The sequence below is a fragment of the Pseudomonas sp. 2hn genome, from assembly GCF_019646095.1.
Lineage (GTDB): Bacteria > Pseudomonadota > Gammaproteobacteria > Pseudomonadales > Pseudomonadaceae > Aquipseudomonas > Aquipseudomonas peradeniyensis.
The window spans coordinates 639186-662687 of the sequence record NZ_CP081016.1; the positions used below are offsets into that span (position 1 = coordinate 639186).

Genomic DNA, 23502 nt, shown 5'->3' on the forward strand with positions numbered 1-23502 from the left:
TTTCATCCCCCAGAATTCTTTCGTGGCCATGAACGAGATCACCACTCCCGAACAGCTCGACCTGCAAACCGCCGCCCTGAAGGTGCCGCCGCATTCCATCGAGGCCGAACAGGCCGTGCTCGGTGGCCTGATGCTGGACAACAACGCCTGGGAGCGGGTGCTGGACCAGGTGTCGGACGGCGATTTCTACCGGCATGACCACCGCCTGATCTTCCGCGCCATTCACAAGCTGGTGGACGCGAACCAGCCGTTCGACGTGGTGACCCTGCACGAGCAGCTGGACAAGGAAGGCGTGTCCACCCAGGTCGGCGGCCTGGCGTACCTGGCCGAGCTGGCCAAGAACACCCCGTCGGTGGCCAACATCAAGGCCTACGCCGCGATCATCCGCGAGCGGGCCACGCTGCGTCAGCTGATCAGCATCAGCACCGACATCGCCGACAACGCCTTCAACCCCCAGGGGCGCAACGCCGAGGAGATCCTCGACGACGCCGAACGGCAGATCTTCCAGATCGCCGAGGCGCGGCCGAAGACCGGTGGCCCGGTGGGGGTCAACGAGCTGTTGACCATGGCCATCGACCGCATCGACACGCTGTTCAACTCCGACAGCGACATCACCGGCGTGTCCACCGGTTTCACCGACCTGGACGAGAAGACCAGCGGCCTGCAGGCGGCCGACCTGATCATCGTCGCCGGCCGTCCGTCGATGGGCAAGACCACCTTCGCCATGAACCTGGTGGAAAACGCCGTGTTGCGCAGCGACAAGGTGGTGCTGGTGTTCTCCCTCGAGATGCCCGGTGAATCGCTGATCATGCGTATGCTCTCGTCGCTCGGGCGGATCGACCAGACCAAGGTACGTTCCGGCCAGTTGGACGACGATGACTGGCCGCGCCTGACCTCGGCGGTGAACCTGCTTAACGACCGCAAGCTGTTCATCGACGATACCGCCGGTATCAGCCCCTCGGAGATGCGTGCGCGTACCCGCCGGCTGGCCCGCGAGCATGGCGAGATCGCCATGATCATGGTCGACTACCTGCAGCTGATGCAGATTCCGGGTTCGGCCGGTGACAACCGGACCAACGAGATTTCCGAGATCTCCCGCTCGCTCAAGGCACTGGCCAAGGAATTCAACTGCCCGGTGATCGCCCTGTCGCAGCTCAACCGCTCCCTGGAGCAGCGCCCCAACAAGCGCCCGGTCAACTCCGACCTTCGTGAATCGGGCGCGATCGAGCAGGACGCCGACGTGATCATGTTCGTCTACCGCGACGAGGTGTATCACCCCGAGACCGAGCACAAGGGCGTGGCCGAGATCATCATCGGCAAGCAGCGTAACGGCCCCATCGGCTTCGTGCGCCTGGCGTTCATCGGCAAGTACACCCGCTTCGAGAACCTCGCCCCGGGCATGTACAACTTCGACGACGACGAATAAAGCCCTCGGCCTGGACTGGCCCCCTGTGGTAGCGGATCGTGGGAGCGGGCTTGCCCCGCGATGGCGATGGTGAATTCACCGATGTCATCGCGAGGCAAGCTCGCTCCCACAGTGATATTTGTTCGCACGCTTGAATCCGACCACTACCGTCGGATTTGGTCAAAATTTGTGCTATATTCCGCGCCCGCGATTTTCCTGCACATTAGAACCGGTCACTGACATGCAAGCAGCCAAACCACTCTACGACTATCCCAAGTACTGGGCCGAATGCTTCGGGCCAGCGCCTTTCCTGCCGATGAGCAGGGAGGAGATGGATCAGCTCGGCTGGGATTCCTGCGACATCATCATCGTGACCGGCGACGCCTACGTCGACCATGCGTCGTTCGGCATGGCCATCATTGGCCGCCTGCTGGAAGCCCAGGGTTTCCGCGTAGGCATCATCGCCCAGCCGAACTGGCAGTCGAAGGACGACTTCATGAAGCTCGGCGAGCCGAACCTGTTCTTCGGTGTCGCGGCGGGCAACATGGACTCGATGATCAACCGCTACACCGCGGACAAGAAGATCCGTTCCGACGACGCCTATACCCCCGGCGGCATGGCCGGCAAGCGCCCTGACCGTGCCAGCCTGGTGTACAGCCAGCGCTGCAAGGAAGCCTACAAGCACGTGCCGATCGTGCTCGGCGGCATCGAGGCCTCGCTGCGCCGCATCGCCCACTACGACTACTGGCAGGACAAGGTCCGCCACTCGATCCTGGTCGACGCCAGCGCCGACCTCCTGCTCTACGGCAACGCCGAGCGGGCGATCGTCGAGGTCGCACAGCGCCTGTCCCAGGGTGAAAGCATCGAGCACATCACCGACGTACGCGGCACCGCGTTCATTCGCCGTGACACCCCGCAGGGCTGGTTCGAGATCGACTCCACCCGCATCGACCGTCCGGGCCGGGTCGACAAGATCATCAACCCGTACGTGAACACCCAGGACACCCAGGCCTGTGCCATCGAGCAGGCCAAGGGCGAGCAGGAAGACCCGAACGAAGCCAAGGTCGTGCAGATCCTCGACAGCCCGAGCGTCACCCGCGAGAAGTCGGTGATCCGCCTGCCGTCGTTCGAGAAGGTACGCAACGACCCGGTGCTCTACGCTCACGCCAACCGCGTGCTGCACCTGGAGACCAACCCGGGCAATGCCCGCGCCCTGGTGCAGAAGCATGGCGACGTGGATGTGTGGTTCAACCCGCCACCCATTCCCATGACCACCGAGGAAATGGACTATGTGTTCGGCATGCCCTACGCACGCGTCCCGCACCCGGCCTATGGCAAGGAGCGCATCCCGGCCTACGAGATGATCCGCTTCTCGGTGAACATCATGCGTGGCTGCTTCGGTGGCTGCACCTTCTGCTCGATCACCGAGCACGAAGGCCGGATCATCCAGAACCGCTCCCACGAGTCGATCCTGCACGAGATCGAGGAGATGCGCGACAAGGTGCCGGGCTTCACCGGCGTGGTCTCCGACCTCGGCGGCCCGACTGCCAACATGTACCGCATCGCCTGCAAGAGCCACGATATCGAGAAGCACTGCCGCAAGCCGTCGTGCGTGTTCCCGGGCATCTGCGAGAACCTCAACACCGACCACAGCTCGTTGATCGAGCTGTACCGCAAGGCCCGCGCCTTGCCGGGGGTGAAGAAGATCCTGATCGCCTCGGGCCTGCGCTACGACCTGGCGGTCGAGTCGCCGGAGTACGTGCGCGAGCTGGTCACCCACCACGTCGGCGGCTACCTGAAGATCGCCCCGGAACACACCGAGCGTGGCCCGCTGGACAAGATGATGAAGCCGGGCATCGGCACCTACGACCGCTTCAAGCGCATGTTCGAGAAGTTCTCGAAGGAAGCCGGCAAGGAGCAGTACCTGATCCCGTACTTCATCGCTGCGCACCCGGGCACCACCGACGAAGACATGATGAACCTGGCCCTGTGGCTCAAGGGCAACGGCTTCCGCGCCGACCAGGTGCAGGCGTTCTACCCCTCGCCGATGGCCTCGGCCACGGCCATGTACCACTCGGGCAAGAACCCGCTGCGCAAGGTCACCTACAAGAGCGAAGGGGTGGAGATCGTCAAGAGCGAGGAGCAGCGCCGGTTGCACAAGGCGTTCCTGCGCTACCACGATCCGAAGGGCTGGCCGATGCTGCGTGAAGCACTGCAGCGCATGGGCCGCGCCGACCTGATCGGGCCGGGCAAGCACCAGCTGATCCCGCTGCACCAGCCGCAGACCGACAGCTACCAGAGCGCGCGGCGCAAGAACTCGACGCCCGCCGGCAGCCACAAGGTGGGCAAGGACCAGAAGATCCTCACCCAGCACACTGGCCTGCCACCGCGCGCCAGTGACGGCAGCAAGCCGTGGGACAAGCGCGAGAAGGCCAAGGCCGAGGCGTTCGCCCGCAACCAGCAGGCGGCCAAGGAGCGTAAAGAGGCAGCCAAGGGCGGCAAGGGCAAGAAGCCGCGCCAGCCGGTCATTCCGCGCTAACTGGTCCATTTTGGGGCTGCTGCGCAGCCCTTTCGCGGCACAAGGCCGCTCCTACAGGGGATCGCATTCACCTGTAGGAGCGGCCTTGTGCCGCGAAAGGACCGCAACGCGGTCCCAGGCTCTCAGTCTTCAATCAGGCTGCTTGTCGACCCACTTCGGCAACACCGGCGACTCGAACCGATCCATCCCCTCCAGCAGCTCATCCGGCTGCTGCCCAAGCAACAGCATCGCCCGATGCTGCGGCCGCACGAAGCCCTCCTCGACGATATGGTCGAGGAACCCGCCCAGCTTTTCATAGAACCCGTTCACATCCAGCAGCCCCAGCGGCTTGGCGTGATAGCCCAGTTGCCCCCAGGTCCACACCTCGAACAACTCCTCCAGCGTGCCCAGGCCACCCGGCAGGGCGATGAAGGCATCGCTGAGCTCGGCCATGCGCGCCTTGCGCGCGTGCATGCCGTCCACCACCTCGAGGCGGGTCAGGCCTTTGTGGCCGATCTCGGCGTTCATCAGGCTCTGGGGAATGATGCCGATGACTTCGCCACCAGCAGCCAGCGCGGCATCGGCGACGGTGCCCATCAGGCCGACCGCGCCACCGCCATAGACCAGGGTCAGGCCACGGCGGGCGATGGCCTGGCCCAGGGCCACGGCGGCTTCGCGATAGGCGGGGTTGGCACCGATGCTGGCGCCGCAGAAGACACAAACGGAACGTACAGGCATTGCTTATCTCCCTTTACATGCGCGCACAGGGTAAGGCGCATGCCTGTCGCTTCCAAGGGGGAGATCACTCGGGGCGGGCGAACTCGCAGATGGCGCCACTGGCACCGTGGGCGTAGGCGGCGAGCAGGCTGTTCATGAAGCTGGAAAGGGACATTTCATTCAACTCCTAAATGAGAGGTTGTCCCATCGTCTATCAAGAGGGCATGATGTGCACTTTGATTGGTTGTATACAATCCATTGAACAAATCTACTGCCTGGCCACTTGACACCCCTTGACCCACATCAGGTACGGGCGTCCGATTTTCAGGCAGTCTCGCAATTGATAAAACCCTGCCAAGGAGATTCATGATGTTTGCGAAAGCTGTAGCGGTATCCCTGCTGACCCTCGCCAGCGCCTCTGTCTTTGCCGCCGACTGCAAGGTGACTGTCGACTCGACCGACCAGATGTCGTTCAACACCAAGGAATTCACCATCGACAAGAGCTGCAAGACCGTCGAGATCGAACTGACCCACGGTGGCAGCCTGCCGAAGAACGTCATGGGCCATAACCTGGTCATCAGCAAGACCGCCGACATGCAGGCCATCGCCACAGAAGGCATGTCGCAAGGCCTGGACAAGGACTACATCAAAGCCGACAACGCCGCGATCATCGGCCACACCAAGATGATCGGTGCCGGCGAGAAGGACACCATCAAGCTCGACACCTCGAAGCTGGAAGCCGGTGGCGACTACAGCTTCTTCTGCACCTTCCCGGGCCACATCTCGATGATGAAGGGCAAGGTTGTCGTCAAGTAATCAAAATTTGACGCAGTACCCTGTGGGAGCGGGCTTGCCCCGCGATGGCGATGGTGAAATCACCGATGTCATCGCGGGGCAAGCCCGCTCCCACGTTCAACCTCATGCTATTCAGGGCGCGAACGGCAGCTCGCGCTTGTGCTGGGTCTTGCGGTAGGTGGCGACGATGATGTCGAACGCTGCCTGATCGACCGGCTGCCCATGCAGGAACGCATCGATCTGCTGGTAGGTCACGCCGTGTGACGCCTCGTCCGGCTTGCCCGGCTCGAGGTCTTCCAGGTCCGCGGTCGGCACCTTCTCCACCAGCGACTCCGGCGCGCCGAAGCTGCGCGCGATGGCCCGCACCTGGTTCTTCACCAGCCCGCTCAGCGGCGCCAGGTCGCACGCCCCGTCACCGAACTTGGTAAAGAACCCCATCACCGCCTCGGCGGCGTGGTCGGTGCCGATCACCAGGCCCGCGCGGGCGCCGGCGACGGTGTACTGGGCGACCATGCGCGTGCGCGCCTTGACGTTGCCGACGACGAAGTCCACCAGGGTCGGCGAGCCATTTTTCAGCTCCTGAACTTCCGCCGCCAGGGCCTTCACCGCCGGGGCGATGTCGATGGTGTGCACCTCGTCGGCCTTGATCACCTCCAGGCAGGCCTGGGCGTCGTGCTCGTCGTGCTGCACATGGTACGGCAGGCGCACGGCGATGAAGGTGTAGGCCTGGTCACCGGTTTCGCTGCGCAGCTCGTTGATGGCGCGCTGGGCGAGCAGGGCGGCGGTCAGCGAGTCGACGCCGCCGCTGATGCCCAGTACCAGGGTCTTGAGCCGGGCATTGGCCAGGCAGTCCTTGATGAAAGCCACGCGCCGGGCGACTTCCCGCTCGAGCGCGGCGGCGTCTGCGAACGGCGGCTGCACCTTGAGCGCCCGGGCAATCTCTTGCTGAACGGCTTGCATGGGTTACTCCTTGCTGGGGACTTTGAATACGTGACGCAGGTAGGCGACGAAGTTCGCGTCGCGGCACTGGGTCTTGGCGGCTTCGTCGGAAATCTTCGCCACCGGCGAGCCGTTGCAGTCGGTCATTTTAAGCACGATGTTCATCGGTGCCACACCGGGGATGTCGCAGGTCAGGTTGGTGCCGATACCGAAGCTGACATTGATGCGCCCGCGCAGGGCTCGGAAGATCTCCAGCGAGCGGGTCAGGTTCAGGCCGTCGGAGAACACCAGGGTCTTGGTCATCGGGTCGATCCCCAGCTTCTGGTAGTGGGCGATGGCCTTCTCGGCCCAGGCCACCGGCTCGCCCGAGTCGTGGCGCAGGCCGTCGAACAGTTTGGCGAAGTACAGATCGAAGTCCTGGAGGAAGGCATCCATGGTGATGCAGTCGGTCAGGGCGATACCGAGCAATCCACGGTATTCGCGGACCCAGCAGTCCAGCGCGGCGATCTGGCTGTCGATCAGCCGCGGGCCGAGCTGCTGGTGGGCCATGATCCACTCGTGGGCCATGGTGCCCAGGGGCTTGATATCCAGTTTCCATGCCAGGTCGACGTTGCTGGTGCCGACGAAGCGGCCCGGGAACTCATCGCGCAGCACCCGCACTACCTCTTCCTGCACGCGGCTGGAGAAGCGCCGGCGGGTGCCGAAGTCGGCCACCTGCAGGTGGGCCAGTTCGTCGTCGCTGGCGTGGGCGCGCAGCCAGTCGAACTTGCGGTAAAGCTGGTCGCGGGCTTCGGCCAGGCGCATGCGCGGGTGCAGGTGGCGGTTGCGCACCTCGCTGATGATCGCCAGCAACGGCACCTCGAACAGGATCACATGCAGCCAGGGGCCGCGCAGGCGCAGGAACAACTGATCGTTTTCGATGCCGATGCGCACATAGCGCAGGTTGAAGCGGAACAGGCGCAGGAAGCGCAGGAAGTCCGGCTTGAGGAAGCTGATGCGCTCGAGGAAGCCCAGCTGATCGTCATCCAGGGTCAGCTCGCTGAGCAGTTCGAGCTGGTTGCGGATCTCGCCCAGGTAGGGCCGCAGGTCCTCGCCATTGCGGCAACGGAATTCCCATTCGACGTCGGCGTCCGGGTAGTTGTGCAGGACGGCCTGCATCATCGTCAGTTTGTAGAAGTCGGTGTCGAGCAGGTTGTGCACGATGCGCTCGGCGAATGCGCTCTCGCTCATCAGGGGGAAGCTCCAAGGCGGGCAATGGCGACCATTGTGCCAGATCGCGGGGCAGGCCCGCTCCCACGCTGCCTGCCATCGTGGCCTTTGCAGGTATTTTTCCGTGCGCCAGCTAGCCTTCAAACGGTGCCGCCTGTAGCAGTCGCGCACCAGCGGTGTGCAGTTCGGTGACGTCCGCTGTTACAGGTCGGTTGCACGTTAACACTCGCAAGGGTTGCAATGATGGCGCTCGAAGGTTGCTCCTTGTCTAGGCGTGTCGGTGGCGCTCGTTGCGCAGTAGACGGTTGCACGCTCAATAAAGAAAAGGCCGCCGGTCGCCTCTGTTCACCCCCTGTCGTGTGTTTTCCCGGAAGACAAAACCACTGGCACGGCCCTTGCTCGGAGCACAGGGCTGAGAAGTTGTAGTGCCAACCAAAAAAAATACTCTAGGAGCACCACCTCATGTCGCAGACGTTTTACAAGAAAGGTTTCCTGGCACTGGCCGTAGCCACGGCACTGGGTGTTTCTTCGTATGTTCAGGCCGACATCAAGATCGGCGTCGCGGGTCCCATGACCGGGGCCAACGCAGCGTTTGGCGAGCAGTACATGAAAGGTGCGCAGGCAGCGGCCGATGTGATCAACAAGGCCGGTGGCGTGAACGGCGAGAAGATCGTCCTGGTCAAGGGCGATGACGCCTGCGAGCCGAAGCAGGCCGTGGCCGTGGCCAACCGCCTGGTCGACCAGGACAAGGTGGCGGGCGTGGTTGGTCACTTCTGCTCCTCCAACACCATTCCCGCTTCCGAGGTCTACGACGAGGCCGGCGTGATCGCCATCACCCCAGGCTCCACCAACCCGCAGGTGACCGAGCGCGGCCTGTCCGCGATGTTCCGCATGTGCGGCCGTGACGACCAGCAGGGCATCGTCGCCGGCAATTACATCGTCGATGTGCTCAAGGGCAAGAAGGTCGTCGTGCTGCACGACAAGGACACCTACGGCCAAGGCCTGGCCGACGCGACCAAGGCACAACTGGAAAAACGTGGCGTCAAACCTGTGCTGTACGAAGGCCTGACCCGTGGCGAGAAGGACTTCAGCGCCGTGGTCACCAAGATCCGCGCCGCCGGTGCCGATGTCGTCTACTTCGGCGGCCTGCACCCGGAGGCCGGTCCGCTGGTACGCCAGCTGCGCGAGCAGGGCCTGAAGGACGTGGCGTTCATGTCCGACGACGGCATCGTCACCGACGAACTGGTGGCCACCGCCGGCGGCGCCCAGTACACCAACGGCGTGTACATGACCTTCGGCGCCGACCCGCGCCTGCTGCCCGACAGCAAGACCGTGGTGGAGGAGTTCCGCAAGAACGGCACCGAGCCTGAGGGTTACACACTGTACGCCTACGCTTCGGTCCAGGCCCTGGCCGCCGCCTTCAACGGCGCCAAGTCGAACAAGGGCGAAGACGCCGCCAAGTGGCTCAAGGCCAACCCGGTCAAGACCGTCATGGGCGAGAAGAAGTGGGACCAGAAGGGCGACCTGACCGTCTCCGACTACGTGGTCTACCAGTGGGATGCCAACGGCAAGTACCACCAGCTGGAAAAACAAAAATAACAATGGCCAACGGCCCGCGTGCGTTTCGCACCGGGCCGTAGCCCCGCGGTACCTGTCATTGTCAGTAGATCTGCACAGTTCTGCGCTGCGAGGGCCGTTGCATCCGGATCCTGCGTGGTCGGCGCTCGTGCAATCTCAATCAGGTGAGATTGCGTTATGGATGGTATTTTCCTGCAGCAACTGGTCAACGGCCTGACCCTCGGGTCGGTCTACGGCCTGATCGCCATCGGCTACACAATGGTCTATGGCATCATCGGCATGATCAACTTCGCGCACGGCGAGGTGTACATGATCTCCGCGTACCTCGCGGCGATCAGCCTGGCATTGCTGGCCTACTTTGGTATCGAGTCGTTTCCGCTGCTGATGCTGGGCACCCTGTTGTTCACCATCGTCGTTACCGGCGTCTATGGCTTCACCATCGAACGCATCGCCTACAAACCCCTGCGCAACTCCACCCGCCTGGCCCCGCTGATCAGCGCCATCGGCATCTCGCTGATCCTGCAGAACTACGCGCAGATCAGCCAGGGCGCCCGCCAGCAAGGCGTGCCGACCCTGCTCGAAGGGGCCATGCGCATCGAGGTGGGCACCGGCTTCGTGCAGCTGACCTACACCAAGATCTTCATCCTGGTGGCCGCCTTCGTCGGCATGGCGTTGCTCACCTATGTCATCAAGTACACCAAGCTCGGACGCATGTGCCGGGCGACGCAGCAGGATCGCAAGATGGCCTCGATCCTGGGCATCAACACCGACCGGGTGATCTCCTACGTGTTCGTCATCGGCGCGGTGATGGCCGCGCTGGCCGGCGTGCTGATCACCATGAACTACGGCACCTTCGACTTCTACGCCGGCTTCATCATCGGCATCAAGGCATTCACCGCCGCGGTGCTCGGCGGCATCGGCTCGCTGCCGGGGGCGATGCTCGGCGGCATCATCCTGGGGATCTCCGAGTCGTTGTTCTCCGGCCTGATCAACTCCGACTACAAGGACGTGTTCAGCTTCTCGCTGCTGGTGATGATCCTCATCTTCCGTCCCCAAGGCCTACTGGGTCGCCCGCTCGTGGCTAAGGTGTGAACATGTCCGCTGCCAATTCTGCCTCTGTTGCCCAAACCAAAGGTTTCGACCTCAAACGCAGCCTGCTGGAGACGATCGTCGCCGGCCTGCTGGCCCTCATCGTCTTCGGTCCGGTCGTCGGCGTGGTGCTCGACGGCTACAGCTTCAACGCCGAGCCGGCCCGCGTGGCCTGGCTGGTCGGCGGCGTGATGATCGGGCGCTTCATCCTCAGCCTGTTCCTGCAGACACCGACCGGCCAGCGCATGCTCCAGGGCTTCGACAGCGGTGGCTCGGGTGTGCATGTGCTGGCGCCGGACTACAAGTCGCGGCTGCGCTACATCATCCCGGCGCTGATCGTCATCGCCATCGTATTCCCGGTGTTCGCCAACAAGTACCTGCTGACCGTGGTCATCCTCGGCCTGATCTACGTGCTGCTGGGCCTGGGCCTGAACATCGTGGTGGGCCTGGCAGGCCTGCTCGACCTGGGCTACGTGGCGTTCTACGCCATCGGCGCCTACGGCCTGGCCCTCGGCTACCAGTACCTGGGCCTGGGCTTCTGGAGCGTGCTGCCGCTGGCGGCGATCGCTGCCGCGTTGGCCGGGTGCATCCTCGGCTTCCCGGTGTTGCGCATGCACGGCGACTACCTGGCCATCGTCACCCTGGGCTTCGGCGAGATCATTCGCCTGGTGCTGAACAACTGGCTGTCGTTCACCGGCGGCCCGAACGGCATGCCGGCGCCGTCGCCGACCTTCCTGGGGCTGGAGTTCGGCCGTCGGGCGAAGGACGGCGGAGTGCCGATCCATGAGTTCTTCGGCTTCGATTACAACCCCAACCTGAAGTTCGTGTTCATCTATGCCGTGCTGTTCCTGGTGGTGCTCGCGGTGCTGTACATCAAGCACCGGCTGACCCGCATGCCGGTGGGTCGCGCCTGGGAGGCCCTGCGCGAGGACGAGATCGCCTGCCGTTCCATGGGCCTGAACCACGTGCTGGTCAAGCTCTCGGCGTTCACCCTGGGCGCTTCCACCGCCGGTTTGGCCGGGGTGTTCTTCGCCACTTACCAGGGCTTCGTCAACCCGTCGTCGTTCACCTTCTTCGAGTCGGCGCTGATCCTGGCCATCGTCGTGCTCGGCGGCATGGGTTCGACCGTGGGCGTGGTGATCGCGGCGTTCGTGCTGACCGTGGCCCCGGAGCTGCTGCGCAGCTTCTCCGAGTACCGGGTGCTGCTGTTCGGCGTGCTGATGGTGCTGATGATGATCTGGCGACCGCGGGGGCTGATTCGCATCAGCCGTACCGGCGTGGTCCCGCGTAAAGGAGTGGCGCCATGAGCGACGAAATCATTCTGTCGGTCGACAACCTGATGATGCAGTTCGGTGGCATCAAGGCGCTCAGCGATGTCAGCCTGAAGGTCAAGCGCAACCAGATCTTCGCCCTGATCGGCCCCAACGGCGCCGGCAAGACCACCGTGTTCAACTGCCTCACCGGCTTCTACAAGGCCAGCGGCGGGCGTATCGAGCTCAACGTGCGCGGCAGCCACACCAACGTCATCCAGCTGCTCGGCGAGCGCTTCCAGGCGGCGGACTTCGTCTCGCCGGCGCGCTTCGCCAACCGCCTGTACTACAAGATGTTCGGCGGGACCCACCTGGTCAACCGCGCAGGTCTTGCCCGCACCTTCCAGAACATCCGCCTGTTCAAGGAAATGTCGGTGGTGGAAAACCTGCTGGTGGCCCAGCACATGTGGGTCAACCGCAACCTGCTGGCCGGCGTGCTCAACACCCCGGGCTACCGCAAGGCCGAGAGCGACGCGCTGGACCATGCGTTCTACTGGCTGGAGGTGGTCGACCTGGTCGATTGCGCCAACCGCCTGGCTGGCGAGCTGTCGTACGGCCAGCAGCGGCGCTTGGAAATCGCCCGGGCCATGTGCACGCGGCCGAAGATCATCTGCCTGGACGAGCCGGCCGCCGGCCTCAACCCGCAGGAGACCGAGGCCCTGAGCCGCATGATCCGCGTGCTGCGCGACGAGCACGACATCACCGTGGTGCTGATCGAGCACGACATGGGCATGGTCATGAGCATCTCCGACCATATCGTCGTGCTCGACCACGGCAACGTGATCGCCGAGGGCACGCCGCAGGACATCCGCCACAACCCGACGGTGATCGCCGCCTACCTGGGTGCAGACGAAGAGGAGCTGATATGAGTGCGCCCATTCTCGAGTTGAAGGACCTGGATGTGTTCTACGGGCCGATCCAGGCCCTGAAGAAAGTCTCGATGCACATCAACGAAGGCGAGACGGTGAGCCTGATCGGTGCCAACGGCGCGGGCAAGTCGACACTGCTGATGTCGATCTTCGGCCAGCCGCGGGCGGCCTCCGGGCAGATCGTCTATCGCGGCACCGACATCACCCGCAAGTCGTCGCACTACATTGCCTCCAACGGCATCGCCCAGTCTCCGGAAGGGCGCCGGGTGTTCCCCGACATGACCGTCGAGGAGAACCTGATGATGGGCACCATTCCGATTGGCGACAAACATGCCGGTGAAGACATGCAGCGCATGTTCGAGCTGTTCCCACGGCTCAAGGAACGGCGCAACCAGCGCGCCATGACCATGTCCGGCGGCGAGCAGCAGATGCTCGCCATCGCCCGGGCACTGATGAGCAGGCCCAAGCTGCTGCTGCTCGATGAGCCCTCGCTGGGACTGGCACCGATCGTGGTCAAGCAGATCTTCTCCACCCTGCGCGAGCTGGCGCAGACCGGCATGACCATCTTCCTTGTTGAGCAGAATGCCAACCATGCGCTGAAGCTGTCGGACCGGGCCTATGTAATGGTCAACGGGCAGATTCGCATGACCGGGACGGGGCAGGAGCTGTTGGTCAATGAGGAGGTGCGTAACGCTTATCTGGGCGGGCACTGAGGATTTAGCACGCTCTTTGTAGGAGCGGCCTTGTGCCGCGAAAGGGCCGCGAAGCGGCCCCAAGATCTCAGCATCATGTGAAATCGCCGGGGCCGCTTCGCGGCCCTTTCGCGGCACAAGGCCGCTCCTACAGGGGGTCGCAGCGCTTGGCGATGCTTTCACCGCATGTGGACAACTTGTCGCATATCTTTCTTGAAACACTCCACAACCTCACTGCAAACCCTTGTTTCCACAGGTGCAAAACTTTCCACGGATTATGTGGAGCCGCCTGTGGAAAACATGGTGGCACCTCGCTCCAGCCCAGATAAATCAGTGCGCGCAAGCATTTGGTCGTTTTTTGACCAAGTGCTGCTTGTGCATGATTTTGCATGTGTTTTGCGCAGTCAATGGATCCGCCCTACAGTGTGGGGCTTTCTGTGGATAACTCTGTGGGAAAACCTTGGACAGACCGCCAGAGGCGGCATGGTTGAAAGCGTTGCGCCATCATGCACGGATGTCCACAACGCGCAGAGGTTCCCTTGACCTGACGAGTTGCCCCCAATCCATGGGGAAAGCCTTGTGGATAAGGTGCGCATAGCCCGGCGCAGCCCTTCTAGCACGGGCCTCGGCGGGGTTAGTATGTTTTTTGACCAGTGGCGATGACAGTTGTGGTCGAGCCTTGCGCCGGGCATGCTGCAAGGCCTGTCGACGACAATCCAACGCTGAGGAGAAGAGCATGACATCCACCGTATTCATCACTGGCGCGACGTCCGGTTTTGGCGAGGCCACCGCCCGCCGTTTCGCCGACGCCGGCTGGAAGCTGGTGCTCACCGGTCGGCGCAAGGAGCGCCTGGATGCGTTGTGCCAGGAACTGTCGGCCAAGACCGAGGTGCACGGCCTGGTGGTCGACGTGCGTGACCGTCAGGCAATGGAAGCCGCCATCGCCAGCCTGCCGCCGAGCTTCGACAAGCTGCAGGGCCTGGTCAACAACGCCGGGTTGGCGCTGGGCGTCGACGCCGCGCAGAACTGCAGCCTGGACGACTGGGAAACCATGGTCGATACCAACATCAAGGGGCTGATGTACACCACCCGCCTGCTGTTGCCACGGCTGATTGCCCATGGCCGCGGCGCGTCGATCCTCAACGTCGGTTCGGTGGCGGGCAACTACCCGTACCCGGGCGCGAACGTGTATGGCGGCACCAAGGCCTTCGTCGGCCAGTTCTCCCTGAGCCTGCGCTGCGACCTGCGGGGGACGGGCGTGCGGGTGAGCAATATCGAGCCGGGGTTGTGCGAGAGCGAGTTCTCGCTGGTGCGCTTCGGCGGTGACCAGGCCAAGTATGACGCCACCTATGCCGGCGCCGAGCCGATCCAGCCGCAGGACATCGCCGAAACCATCTTCTGGATTCTGAACCAGCCGGCGCATATCAACATCAACAGTCTTGAGCTGATGCCAGTGAGCCAGGACTGGGCAGGGTTCTCGATCGACCGGTCGGCCAAGGGCTGATACGCCAATGATCGCGGGGCAAGCCTTCCAAGCTGGTTGCCAGGTGATACGGCGTAGTCGATGGCATGTCGTGGCGGCTGACCGCGCCATTACCATCACGGCACTCATGCCAGCCACCGTCATGCAGGAATCGCGACTCCAGCGCCTGTAGCTGCGCCAGCAACCTCGCCTCGCTTCCTGGCCGCAAGGCCAGCGCCCGCAGGTACTCCGCCTGGGCCCAGATCCGCTGGGTCGCATCGATGACCTTGCCGTCCACATCGAGCATCGCCAGCACCGCCGTATCTTTTACTCCGCACTGCTCGGCATAGTCGAAGGCGCGGGTGATGGAGGCGTGCAGCGCTGTCCCGCGCAGCAGCGGCGAGGTGTCAAGCAAGTAGAACCATTCGAACTGGTGCCCTGGCTCGAACCAGTTATCCACAGCCCCGCGTGGTTTCTCCAGCATCAGGCCGTGGCTCGGTTCGATGAATTGCACCTGCAGCGCGTCGCACAACTGCAGCAGCGACTGGCGAACCTCGTCGTCCTCGCGCACGGCCAGCACTTGGAGGAAGGCCTCGGCCAGGTGCATCTGCGGGTTCTGCAGCGGGCCGCTGCCCAGATCCGACCAGTCCTCACCGAGGCTGGCCTCGTACAGGCCATCGTCGCGGGCGAACTGCTCGGCGACGACTTCGAGGGCGCCGTTGAGCGTGGCCTCCACCAGGCCTTCGCCGACCTTGCCCCAGTAATGGGCGCAGGCGAACACGATGAAGGCGTGGGTGTAGAGGTCCTTGCGCCGGTCCAGCGGTTTGCCCTGGGCGTCGATGCTGTAGAACCAGCCGCCGTGCTCGGCGTCGTGGAAGTGCTTCTGCAGCGAGCGGAACAGCGCGGCGGCGCGTTCGGCGGCGCCCGGCTGCTCGATGCGGCTGCTGAACAGGTACAGCTGGCGGGCGCAGGCCATGGCCCGGTAGCGTTGCACCGGCAGCGGGCGGTGGTGGCTGTCGAGGGCTTCGTACGGCAGGGCCATGTCGGCGTTCCAGCCAGGGCCCTGCCACAGCGGCACGATGCGCTCGGCGAAGTGCTGTTGGAAACGGGTCAATGCGGGGCGGGGGTCGGACATGGTCGCGCTCGTGACGGTCGGGCAGGGCGCCATGGTAGCAGAAGTGGCAAGTGCTTCGTGCGCGCGGGCAGCGTGGGAGGGGCAGCGTGGGAGCGGGCTTGCCCCGCGATAGCGCCATCGCGGGCCAAGCCCGCTCCCACGCTGCCCGCGCACACGAACCGTTCCCACGAACCGCTCTGGGCAAAAGTCAGCCGGGATTTCCCAGGCCCTGCCAATGTCGCGCGCCGACGAAGATGAAGCGCAACTGTTGGGTGATCTTTTCCTGCGGCGTCAGCGCCTGTGGATGACCCGGCTCGGGGCTGTCGATCAGCTCGGGCAGGGTAGCGAACACGGTCTTGACCACCAGGTCGGCCATCACCGCCAGGGCGGCGCCGTCCAGGTGCTGCCAGCGCGGCATGCGCGCCAGGTCCGTGGCCAGGTCGCTGCTGATGTCCTGGCGCAGGCGGGCGATGGCCTGGCGCACCGGCTGCGAGCCGCCGTACTGCTCGCGGGCAAGGAACAGGAATTGCGCCCGGTGGGCGATGACCACGTCGAGGAAGATGCGCACCGAGGCGTCGGTGATGCCGCCCAGTTCGAATTCGTTGTGGCGCACCAGGCGGATGGTCTGGCGGAAGGTGGTGTCCACTTCGGCAACCAGGGCCAGGCCCAGTGCATCCATGTCGGGGAAGTGACGGTAGAAGCCGGTGGGCACGATGCCCGCGGCCTTGGCCACCTCGCGCAGGCTGATGCTGCCGAAGCCACGGCCGCTCTCCATGAGCAGGCAGGCGGCGTCCAGCAGGGCCTGGCGGGTTTGTAACTTCTGTTCGGCGCGCGGCAGCATGGGGCAGGATTCTATGACGGTACGGCTGGGCATTCTGGATAAAAAAACAAAGCCCGGTCAATGGACCGGGCTTGGAGGGTAGCAGGCGCAGTGGGGCGGGTTGTTGTATTCGGCCATGGCGATCAGCTCACACGGCTGAGTTCGACCAGACGATCCGAACCACCTTCGGCGACACGGTTGTTGCGTTCGTTGAGGCGATCGGCGCCACCTTCGGCGACACGGTCGTTGCGTTCGATCAGACGATCCGAGCCACCCTCGGCAACGCGGTCGTTGCGTTGGATCAGACGATCCGAGCCACCCTCGGCAACGCGGTCGTTGCGTTGGATCAGGCGATCCGAGCCACCTTCGGCGACACGGTTGTTACGTTCGAGCAGACGCTCGGAACCGCCTTCGGCCAGGCGGCCTGCGCGTTCCTGCAGGCGCTCGGCGCCGCCTTCTGCCAAGGTGTTCAGCGGTTGGCTGACGGTGGCGGCGCTGGAGCGTGATTCGGCGCTCAGGTGCTGGTCTTCGGCTGGCAGGGCGAAGGCGTTGGCGGCAAGTACGGACAGGGTCAGGCTCAGCAGCAGATGGCGTTTCATGGTTCGGTGCTCCTCGGGGGGGCTGGAAAGTGGTTACGAAGCCAATGCTACGCCTGGTAACTCCAGAGAAAAGTTCATCAGGATAATGGTAACAATCGACGGGATTGATACTGTGCGTGGAGGGCTCTGGATCAATGTTTTCAGGTGTTCCGCAAGCGCTGAGGCACGCTTGAGCCCCGGTAACACTGCCGCCGTCCATGGACGAAAAGCTGAGAAAGGCGTCAGGAAAATCCTGGTTATCATGGCGTACGGATTAAACCCGGCGGTTTTTCATCAGTCCGACATAATGAGTGCCATGCAGCCAGGAGAACCATGCAATGACGCGCCCTGCCAGAATCCTCTTCTGGACCTTCGCCACCCTCGCCACCCTGCTGGCGATCCTGGTGGTGGTGATCGCCACTTTCGACTGGAACCGCGTCAAACCGCTGCTCAACGAGAAGGTCTCCGAAGCCCTGCACCGGCCGTTCGCGATCAACGGCAACCTCGCCGTGCACTGGCGCACCGAGCCCGAGGAAGGCGGCTGGCGGGCCTTCGTGCCCTGGCCACACTTCAGCGCCGAGGACCTCACCCTGGGCAACCCCGACTGGCTCAAGGAGCCGCGCATGGTCGCCCTGGAGCGCGTGGACTTTCGCCTGGCGCCGTTGCCGCTGATCGTCCAGCGCATCAGCATCCCGCGCATCGACCTGGTCAAGCCCAGCGCCAGCCTTACCCGGCTGGCCGATGGCCGGGCCAACTGGGTGTTTGATTTCGGGCCCAAGGATGAGAACGAGGCTCCATCGAAGTGGGAGCTGGACATCGGCGCCATCGGCTTCGACCAGGGCAACGTCAGCTTCGACGACCAGACGCTGAAGACCAGCATGAAGGTGCAGGTCGACCCGCTGGGCAAGCCAATCCCGTTCAGCGACATCGTCGGCAAGGCCCGCGCCGAGAAGGCCGGCAATGCCCAGGCCTACGCCTTCGGCTTCAAGGCCCAGGGCCGCTATAAGGGCCTGGCGGTGTCCGGCACCGGCAAGATCGGCGGCCTGCTGGCGCTGCAGGACGCCAGCCAGCCGTTTCCGCTGCAGGCCGACGTGCGTATCGGCGACACCCGGGTCGCGCTGGCCGGGACCCTGACCGACCCACGCAACCTCGGCGCCCTTGACCTGCGCCTGAAGCTTTCCGGCAGCAGCCTGGGCAACCTCTACCCGCTGACCGGCGTGACCTTGCCCGATACGCCGCCGTACGCCACCGATGGTCACCTGACCGCCAACCTGCGCGCCGCCGACGGCGCGCAGTTCCGTTACGAGGGCTTCAACGGCAAGATCGGCGACAGCGACATTCACGGCGACCTGGCCTTCGTCGCCAGCCAGCCCCGGCCGAAGCTCTCCGGCAACCTGGTATCCAACCAGCTGCTGTTCAAGGACCTGGCGCCACTGATCGGCGCCGACTCCAACAGCGAGCAGAAGGCTCGCGGCGGTGCCAGCAAGCAACCGGCGGGCAAGGTGCTGCCGGTCGAGGAGTTTCGCACCGAGCGCTGGCGGGCCATGGACGCCGACGTGACCTTCGCCGGCAAGCGCATCGTGCACAGCGAGAAGTTGCCGTTCAACGACCTGTCCGCCCATGTGATCCTCGAGGATGGCCTGTTGCGCCTGGAACCGCTGCGCTTCGGCGTGGCCGGCGGCAACCTTGACTCCAACATCCGCCTGGACGGGCGCAGCGCGCCGTTGCAGGGTCGCGCCCGGCTGACCGCCCGTGGCTTCAAGCTCAAGCAGCTGTTCCCTGGCTTCGCGCCGATGCAGACCAGCTTCGGCGAACTCAACGGCGATGCCGATATCAGTGGCCGCGGCAACTCGGTGGCGGCACTGCTGGGCACCGCCAACGGCGACCTGCGCCTGTTGATGAACGATGGCGCCATCAGCCGTGGCCTGATGGAGATCGCCGGGCTCAACGTGGGCAACTACGTGGTTGGCAAGCTGTTCGGCGATGAGGACGTGAAGATCAATTGTGCTGCGGCCGATGTCGGGATCAAGGATGGCCTGGCCACCACGCGGTTGTTCGTCTTCGACACCGAGAACGCGATCATCTACATCAACGGTACGGCCAACTTCGCCAGCGAGCAGTTGGACCTGAAGATCACCCCGGAGTCCAAGGGCCTGCGTCTGTTCTCGCTGCGTTCACCGTTGTATGTGCGCGGACCGTTCGCCAAGCCAAGTGCCGGCGTGCAGGCGGTGCCGCTGGCGCTGCGTGGCGCGGGGATGGTGGCGTTGGGCGTGGTGGCCGGGCCGGCCGCGGGGCTGCTGGCGCTGATCGCGCCGAGCAGCGGGGATGAGCCGAACCAGTGCACGCCGTTGTTGCAGCAAATGCGCGCCGGCAAGGCGCCGGCGGCGGCCGGCAAAGGTCATTGAGGTTCGTGATTGAGGTTCGTGGAAGCGGGCTTGCCCCGCGATGGCATCGACGCCATCGCGGGGCAAGCCCGCTCCCAGTAAACCTTGGGATCAGAGGCCTTTCAACAGGTCCGACATATCATCCGCGTGCTCTTCCTCCTGGGCCAGGATGTCCTCGAAGATGCGCCGGGTGGTCGGGTCCTTGTCGCCGATGTACTGGATGATCTCGCGGTAGCTGTCGATGGCGATGCGCTCGGCCACCAGGTCCTCCAGCACCATCTCCTTCAACGAATTGCCTGCCACGTACTGCGCGTGGGAGTTCTTGGTGAGGTTGTCCGGATTGAAGTCCGGCTCGCCGCCCAGCTGCACGATGCGTTCGGCCAGCTTGTCGGCGTGCTCGGCTTCCTGGTTGGCATGCTCGAGGAACTCCGCGGCGGCAACGCTGGCCTTGATGCCGCTGGCCATGAAGTAGTGACGCTTGTAGCGCAGGACGCAGACCAGCTCGGTGGCCAGCGACTCATTGAGCAGGCGCAGGATCTTCTCGCGATCGGCGTGGTAACCCTCGGTCACCGCGCCTTGCTCGACATGCTGGCGGGCACGTTCGCGCAGGGTCTTCACATCGGTCAGTTCAACGCTCATGTTCATCTCCGAAAGCATCAGGGTGGTCATGGGGTGTCATGCGCCGTGCGCGGCGTCGCTGTCTTGTTGGCGTTGCTTGCAGGTCTTGAAGCCCTTGGCGTCGACATGGCCGGTGGCGTCGAAGCGCACGTAGTAGGGCTGCTGGTGGCCATCGCGGTTGAGGATGTAGTCGTTGCAGGTGCCGCCGTGGGGCAGGTCGATGACATTCGACGGGCTGCCGCCGATGGCGATGACCTTCTGCATGGTCATGCCGTGCTCGACCTGCTTGACCAGCGGCTCGTCGCGGTAGGTGACGTAGTCCACCGGGTTTTCCGGACGGCTGCCGCAGGCGGCGAGGGTGGCGCTTGCCAGAAGGATGGCCAGGGTTCGCTTGTACATGGTCCCGCTCCTTGCTCAGGGTCTGTTCTGCTTGGAACCGCACGGCGCGCCGGGAGTTCGATTGCGCTTGTCGCCGATCGCGCTGTAGGGTGGGCCGGTCTGTTCACGGATGAGGGCAAGGGTGATGAGTCAGGAGCTGGCCACGCGTTATCCACTGGTGCTGGTGCCGGGCATGCTCGGCTTCGTGCGGGCGCTGGTGTATCCCTACTGGTTCGGCATCGTGCCGGCATTGCGCCGGGGCGGCGCGCAGGTGTTCCCGGTGCAGGTGTCGCCGCTGCATTCCAGCGAAGTGCGGGGCGAGCAGTTGCTGGGCATCATCGAGGACATCTGCCAGCGCACAGGGGCCGACAAGGTCAACCTGATCGGCCATAGCCAGGGCGCCCTCAGTGCCCGCTATGCGGCGGCGAAGCGGCCTGATCGGGTGGCTTCGGTGACGTCGGTGGCCGGCCCCAACCATGGCTCGGAGCTGGCCGACCACCTCGAACGCACGGCGCCTGGTGACTCTGTCCGGGGGCGCATCCTCAAGGCCGTGCTGCATGGCTTCGCTGTGGTGCTGGGTTGGCTGGAGACCGGCTGGCGCCGCGATCCGCTGCCGATCGACGTGCACGCCTCGCACCAGTCGCTGACCAGTGCCGGGGTGGCACTGTTCAACCAGGCTTATCCACAGGGGCTGCCTGAGGTCTGGGGTGGCGAGGGGCCGCCGGAAGTGAACGGGGTGCGCTATTACTCATGGTCCGGCACCCTGCAGCCTGGGCGTACCGACCAAGGCTTGAACCGTTTTGACGGCAGCAACCGATTTTGCCGGTTGTTCGCCCGCAGTTTCGTCCGGGAGAAGGGGCAATGCGACGGCATGGTCGGGCGCTTCAGTTCGCACCTGGGGCAGGTGATCGGCGATGACTATCCGCTTGATCACCTGGATATCGTCAACCAGTCGCTGGGCGCGGTGGGCAAGGGTGCCGAGCCGGTGAGGTTGTTCACCGAACATGCTGCCCGGCTCAAGGCGGCAGGGGTGTGATGAACCTGGGGCTGCTTTGCGCTCCTTTCGCGGCGCAAGGCCGCTCCTACCGGGGATTGCGTCCGCCTGTAGGAGCGGCCTTGTGCCGCGAAAGGAGCGCAAAGCGCTCCCATCTGTCAACGTCGCACAGGCGTGGTCCAACGCTCAGCCAGCAGCACACCGACCAACGTCAACAGGCCGCCAACCAGGTGATAACTGGCCAACTGCTCATCCAGCACCACCGCAGCGATCACCGCCGTGACCACCGGCAACAGGTTGAAGAACAGCGTGGTACGGCTTGGCCCCAGGCGGTGCACGGCCTGCATCCACACCCGCGGCGCGACCATCGAGGCCAGCAAGCCCGCGTACAGCACCAGGCCGATGTTGTGCCCGTTCAATCCGGTCTTGGGTGACAGCAGGAACAGCGGCAGCAACACCAGGATCGCCACCAGCACCTGCAGGTACAGCAACTGCAGCGGCGGCAGGCGTAGCTGCCATTTCTTCAGCAGGAAGCTGTACAGCGCATAGGCGAAGGTGGCCACCAGCATCATCAGGTCGCCGGCGTTCAGCCCCTGGTGCAACAGCACGCCGGGGTGCCCGGCCGAGACCACCTCCAGCACGCCGAAGAACGACACCAGTGCGCCCAGCAGCGCGCCATAGGTCAGGCGCTGGCCGAGCCAGGCGATGGACAGGGCCAGCGACATCAGCGGCATCAGCGAGAGGATGATGCCCATGTTGGTGGCGCTGGTGATGGCTGCGGCGAAGTAGGCCAGGCTCTGGTAGATGGCCATGCCCAGCACGCCCAGCACGAAGATCTTGCCCAGGTGCGGGCTGATGGCTGCGCGGTTGCGCCAGACCTGCGGCAGCAGGAAAGGGGTGAACAGCAGGCCGGCCAGCAGCCAGCGGTAGAAGCCGATCTCGGCGGGGAAGATGGCCCCGGCGGACATCTTGGTGACCACGGTGTTGCCGGCCCAGATGAGGATGGCGATGAGGGGGAAGAGGTAGTTCATGATGATTCTCGAGTTGCGGTTGACCCGTGGGAGCGGGCTTGCCCCGCGATTGCGCCAGGCCAGGAAATGATGTTGGCCGGGCGGGTGCAATCGCGGGGCAAGCCCGCTCCCACGTGGCGGCCATTATCGCTTGTCTGTCTAAATGCCTATACTTCCATCCAGACAACTCGCCCCGCGAAGCAGACAGCATGACCCGCAAGTACCTCGACATTCCGCAATTCGACCGGCTCCCCGCATCGGTCTACTTCCGCTACGACGAATTCGGCGCCGACACCCACAGCCCGCCGCACCGTCACCCCTGGGGCCAGCTCAACTACGCCTCCCATGGCCTGATGCACCTGGATGTCGAGGGCCAGCGCTTCATCTCGCCCCCGCATTACGCCGTCTGGGTGCCGCCGGACACCGAGCACGGCTGCTACAACCCCCAGGCCATCATCTACCGCTCGGTCTACCTGGAGCGCAGCCTGTGCGCCGAGCTGCCGGACCAGCCCTGCAGCCTGGTGATCAGCGACATCCTCAAGGCGATCCTCGGCGACTTCGCCCGCCGCGACCTGCACATCGCCCAGGACGAGCGCGACCAGCGCCTGGTTCAGGTACTGATCGACCAACTGCACCTGGCACCTACGCAGACCTGCTACCTGCCGTTGGCCCGCAGCGACAGCCTGCGCCAGGTGCTCGAGGCGTTGCACGCCGAGCCTGGCGACAACCGTCCGCTCGGCCATTGGGCCGGGCAGGTGCATGTCAGCGAGCGTACCCTGGCCCGGCAGTTCCTGCGCGAGCTGGGCATGAGCTTCGGCGAATGGCGCTTGCGCCTGCGCTTTCTGCGGGCCATCGAGGCACTCGAGGCGGGTACGCCGATCCAGGCCATCGCCTTCGACCTCGGCTACAGCAGCGCTTCGGCCTTCATCGCCATGTTCCAGCGCCAGGCCAATTGCACCCCGGAGCAGTACCGGCGGCGGGCGCGGACAGAGATGTAAGAATTCTTGTCTACACTCAGCTGCG

20 protein-coding genes and 1 pseudogene are annotated in these 23502 nt (G+C 64.3%); 12 read left to right on the forward strand and 9 right to left on the reverse strand.

Annotated features, from left to right (window positions below):
* Positions 1-28: 28 nt before the first annotated feature.
* Together dnaB and K2O50_RS03050 are read left to right on the forward strand one after the other, a co-directional pair.
* Positions 29-1426, forward strand: a complete 1398-nt coding sequence (dnaB, locus tag K2O50_RS03045) for a replicative DNA helicase (protein ID WP_023629368.1) — start codon at positions 29-31, stop codon at positions 1424-1426.
* 220 nt (positions 1427-1646) lie between these two features.
* Entirely contained in the window at positions 1647-3944 is a 2298-nt protein-coding gene (locus K2O50_RS03050; protein ID WP_220689969.1) for a YgiQ family radical SAM protein, read from the forward strand.
* 129 nt (positions 3945-4073) lie between these two features.
* On the opposite strand, the gene K2O50_RS03055 is transcribed toward K2O50_RS03050, so the two are convergent.
* Positions 4074-4661 carry a TIGR00730 family Rossman fold protein gene (locus K2O50_RS03055; RefSeq protein WP_050707130.1) on the reverse strand — a complete coding sequence of 196 codons (588 nt, stop codon included), beginning with the start codon at positions 4659-4661 and terminating at the stop codon, positions 4074-4076.
* A gap of 348 nt (positions 4662-5009) precedes the next feature.
* Between K2O50_RS03055 and azu the strand changes: the two genes are divergently transcribed.
* Positions 5010-5456: an azurin gene (gene azu / locus K2O50_RS03060; RefSeq protein ID WP_050707129.1), complete on the forward strand. Its 447-nt coding sequence runs from the start codon at positions 5010-5012 to the stop codon at positions 5454-5456.
* A gap of 111 nt (positions 5457-5567) precedes the next feature.
* On the opposite strand, the gene nadE is transcribed toward azu, so the two are convergent.
* Positions 5568-6395 carry an ammonia-dependent NAD(+) synthetase gene (gene nadE / locus K2O50_RS03065; protein ID WP_050707128.1) on the reverse strand — a complete coding sequence of 276 codons (828 nt, stop codon included), beginning with the start codon at positions 6393-6395 and terminating at the stop codon, positions 5568-5570.
* 3 nt (positions 6396-6398) lie between these two features.
* Complete coding sequence (gene pncB, locus K2O50_RS03070; RefSeq protein ID WP_050707127.1) at positions 6399-7604, reverse strand: nicotinate phosphoribosyltransferase; 1206 nt, start codon at positions 7602-7604, stop codon at positions 6399-6401.
* Positions 7605-8045: 441 nt separating this feature from the next.
* Here pncB and K2O50_RS03075 point away from each other — a divergent pair, with 441 nt between their 5' ends.
* The 6 genes from K2O50_RS03075 (at position 8046) to K2O50_RS03100 (ending at position 14625) form a co-directional block, all read left to right on the forward strand.
* Positions 8046-9182, forward strand: a complete 1137-nt coding sequence (locus K2O50_RS03075; RefSeq protein ID WP_050707126.1) for a branched-chain amino acid ABC transporter substrate-binding protein — start codon at positions 8046-8048, stop codon at positions 9180-9182.
* Between the two features lie 156 nt (positions 9183-9338).
* Entirely contained in the window at positions 9339-10253 is a 915-nt protein-coding gene (locus K2O50_RS03080; protein WP_028688242.1) for an ABC transporter permease subunit, read from the forward strand.
* A 2-nt stretch (positions 10254-10255) separates the two neighbouring features.
* Positions 10256-11557: a high-affinity branched-chain amino acid ABC transporter permease LivM gene (gene livM / locus K2O50_RS03085; RefSeq protein ID WP_050707125.1), complete on the forward strand. Its 1302-nt coding sequence runs from the start codon at positions 10256-10258 to the stop codon at positions 11555-11557.
* Positions 11554-12429, forward strand: coding sequence for an ATP-binding cassette domain-containing protein (locus K2O50_RS03090; protein ID WP_050707124.1), 876 nt, complete (start codon positions 11554-11556; stop codon positions 12427-12429). Before livM ends, K2O50_RS03090 begins: the two co-directional genes overlap by 4 nt.
* Complete coding sequence (locus K2O50_RS03095; protein WP_028688239.1) at positions 12426-13142, forward strand: ABC transporter ATP-binding protein; 717 nt, start codon at positions 12426-12428, stop codon at positions 13140-13142. Before K2O50_RS03090 ends, K2O50_RS03095 begins: the two co-directional genes overlap by 4 nt.
* 715 nt (positions 13143-13857) lie before the next feature.
* Complete coding sequence (locus K2O50_RS03100; RefSeq protein WP_023629361.1) at positions 13858-14625, forward strand: SDR family oxidoreductase; 768 nt, start codon at positions 13858-13860, stop codon at positions 14623-14625.
* A 13-nt stretch (positions 14626-14638) separates the two neighbouring features.
* On the opposite strand, the pseudogene K2O50_RS03105 reads toward K2O50_RS03100, so the two are convergent.
* The 3 genes and pseudogenes from K2O50_RS03105 to K2O50_RS03115 form a co-directional block, all read right to left on the reverse strand.
* Positions 14639-15718 (reverse strand): annotated as a pseudogene (locus tag K2O50_RS03105) (AGE family epimerase/isomerase); the annotation flags it as partial.
* Positions 15719-15905: 187 nt separating this feature from the next.
* The gene (locus K2O50_RS03110; RefSeq protein ID WP_050707121.1) at positions 15906-16538 is read right to left on the reverse strand and encodes a TetR family transcriptional regulator; all 633 of its coding nucleotides are present in this window, start codon (positions 16536-16538) and stop codon (positions 15906-15908) included.
* A 122-nt stretch (positions 16539-16660) separates the two neighbouring features.
* A complete protein-coding gene (locus K2O50_RS03115; protein WP_050707120.1) occupies positions 16661-17116 on the reverse strand; it encodes a hypothetical protein in 456 nt (151 codons plus the stop codon).
* A 317-nt stretch (positions 17117-17433) separates the two neighbouring features.
* Between K2O50_RS03115 and K2O50_RS03120 the strand changes: the two genes are divergently transcribed.
* Complete coding sequence (locus K2O50_RS03120) at positions 17434-19500, forward strand: AsmA family protein (protein WP_050707119.1); 2067 nt, start codon at positions 17434-17436, stop codon at positions 19498-19500.
* Positions 19501-19590: 90 nt separating this feature from the next.
* Here K2O50_RS03120 and K2O50_RS03125 read toward each other — a convergent pair whose 3' ends face one another.
* On the reverse strand, positions 19591-20148 hold the full coding sequence (locus tag K2O50_RS03125; protein ID WP_156329670.1) for a bacterioferritin: 558 nt from the start codon (positions 20146-20148) through the stop codon (positions 19591-19593).
* 6 nt (positions 20149-20154) lie between these two features.
* Positions 20155-20496, reverse strand: coding sequence for an osmotically-inducible lipoprotein OsmE (gene osmE, locus K2O50_RS03130; protein ID WP_050707118.1), 342 nt, complete (start codon positions 20494-20496; stop codon positions 20155-20157).
* 124 nt (positions 20497-20620) lie between these two features.
* On the opposite strand from osmE, the gene K2O50_RS03135 reads away from it, so the two are divergent.
* Entirely contained in the window at positions 20621-21511 is an 891-nt protein-coding gene (locus K2O50_RS03135) for a triacylglycerol lipase (protein ID WP_050707117.1), read from the forward strand.
* A 116-nt stretch (positions 21512-21627) separates the two neighbouring features.
* On the opposite strand, the gene K2O50_RS03140 is transcribed toward K2O50_RS03135, so the two are convergent.
* Positions 21628-22500: a DMT family transporter gene (locus K2O50_RS03140; RefSeq protein ID WP_050707116.1), complete on the reverse strand. Its 873-nt coding sequence runs from the start codon at positions 22498-22500 to the stop codon at positions 21628-21630.
* Between the two features lie 188 nt (positions 22501-22688).
* Here K2O50_RS03140 and K2O50_RS03145 point away from each other — a divergent pair, with 188 nt between their 5' ends.
* Positions 22689-23477, forward strand: coding sequence for a helix-turn-helix transcriptional regulator (locus K2O50_RS03145; RefSeq protein WP_050707115.1), 789 nt, complete (start codon positions 22689-22691; stop codon positions 23475-23477).
* Positions 23478-23502: the final 25 nt, after the last annotated feature.

What these genes read in the sequence shown, in the direction of transcription:
- K2O50_RS03055 (WP_050707130.1), bottom strand. Translation starts at nt 4,661, where the DNA reads ATGCCTGTACGTTCCGTTTGTGTCTTCTGCGGCGCCAGCATCGGTGCC.
- osmE (WP_050707118.1), bottom strand. Translation starts at nt 20,496, where the DNA reads ATGTACAAGCGAACCCTGGCCATCCTTCTGGCAAGCGCCACCCTCGCC.
- K2O50_RS03050 (WP_220689969.1), top strand. Translation starts at nt 1,647, where the DNA reads ATGCAAGCAGCCAAACCACTCTACGACTATCCCAAGTACTGGGCCGAA.
- K2O50_RS03115 (WP_050707120.1), bottom strand. Translation starts at nt 17,116, where the DNA reads ATGAAACGCCATCTGCTGCTGAGCCTGACCCTGTCCGTACTTGCCGCC.
- K2O50_RS03135 (WP_050707117.1), top strand. Translation starts at nt 20,621, where the DNA reads ATGAGTCAGGAGCTGGCCACGCGTTATCCACTGGTGCTGGTGCCGGGC.
- K2O50_RS03080 (WP_028688242.1), top strand. Translation starts at nt 9,339, where the DNA reads ATGGATGGTATTTTCCTGCAGCAACTGGTCAACGGCCTGACCCTCGGG.
- nadE (WP_050707128.1), bottom strand. Translation starts at nt 6,395, where the DNA reads ATGCAAGCCGTTCAGCAAGAGATTGCCCGGGCGCTCAAGGTGCAGCCG.
- K2O50_RS03090 (WP_050707124.1), top strand. Translation starts at nt 11,554, where the DNA reads ATGAGCGACGAAATCATTCTGTCGGTCGACAACCTGATGATGCAGTTC.
- K2O50_RS03095 (WP_028688239.1), top strand. Translation starts at nt 12,426, where the DNA reads ATGAGTGCGCCCATTCTCGAGTTGAAGGACCTGGATGTGTTCTACGGG.
- K2O50_RS03075 (WP_050707126.1), top strand. Translation starts at nt 8,046, where the DNA reads ATGTCGCAGACGTTTTACAAGAAAGGTTTCCTGGCACTGGCCGTAGCC.
- livM (WP_050707125.1), top strand. Translation starts at nt 10,256, where the DNA reads ATGTCCGCTGCCAATTCTGCCTCTGTTGCCCAAACCAAAGGTTTCGAC.
- K2O50_RS03145 (WP_050707115.1), top strand. Translation starts at nt 22,689, where the DNA reads ATGACCCGCAAGTACCTCGACATTCCGCAATTCGACCGGCTCCCCGCA.
- K2O50_RS03110 (WP_050707121.1), bottom strand. Translation starts at nt 16,538, where the DNA reads ATGCTGCCGCGCGCCGAACAGAAGTTACAAACCCGCCAGGCCCTGCTG.
- dnaB (WP_023629368.1), top strand. Translation starts at nt 29, where the DNA reads ATGAACGAGATCACCACTCCCGAACAGCTCGACCTGCAAACCGCCGCC.
- K2O50_RS03120 (WP_050707119.1), top strand. Translation starts at nt 17,434, where the DNA reads ATGACGCGCCCTGCCAGAATCCTCTTCTGGACCTTCGCCACCCTCGCC.
- K2O50_RS03140 (WP_050707116.1), bottom strand. Translation starts at nt 22,500, where the DNA reads ATGAACTACCTCTTCCCCCTCATCGCCATCCTCATCTGGGCCGGCAAC.
- K2O50_RS03100 (WP_023629361.1), top strand. Translation starts at nt 13,858, where the DNA reads ATGACATCCACCGTATTCATCACTGGCGCGACGTCCGGTTTTGGCGAG.
- azu (WP_050707129.1), top strand. Translation starts at nt 5,010, where the DNA reads ATGTTTGCGAAAGCTGTAGCGGTATCCCTGCTGACCCTCGCCAGCGCC.
- K2O50_RS03125 (WP_156329670.1), bottom strand. Translation starts at nt 20,148, where the DNA reads ATGACCACCCTGATGCTTTCGGAGATGAACATGAGCGTTGAACTGACC.
- pncB (WP_050707127.1), bottom strand. Translation starts at nt 7,604, where the DNA reads ATGAGCGAGAGCGCATTCGCCGAGCGCATCGTGCACAACCTGCTCGAC.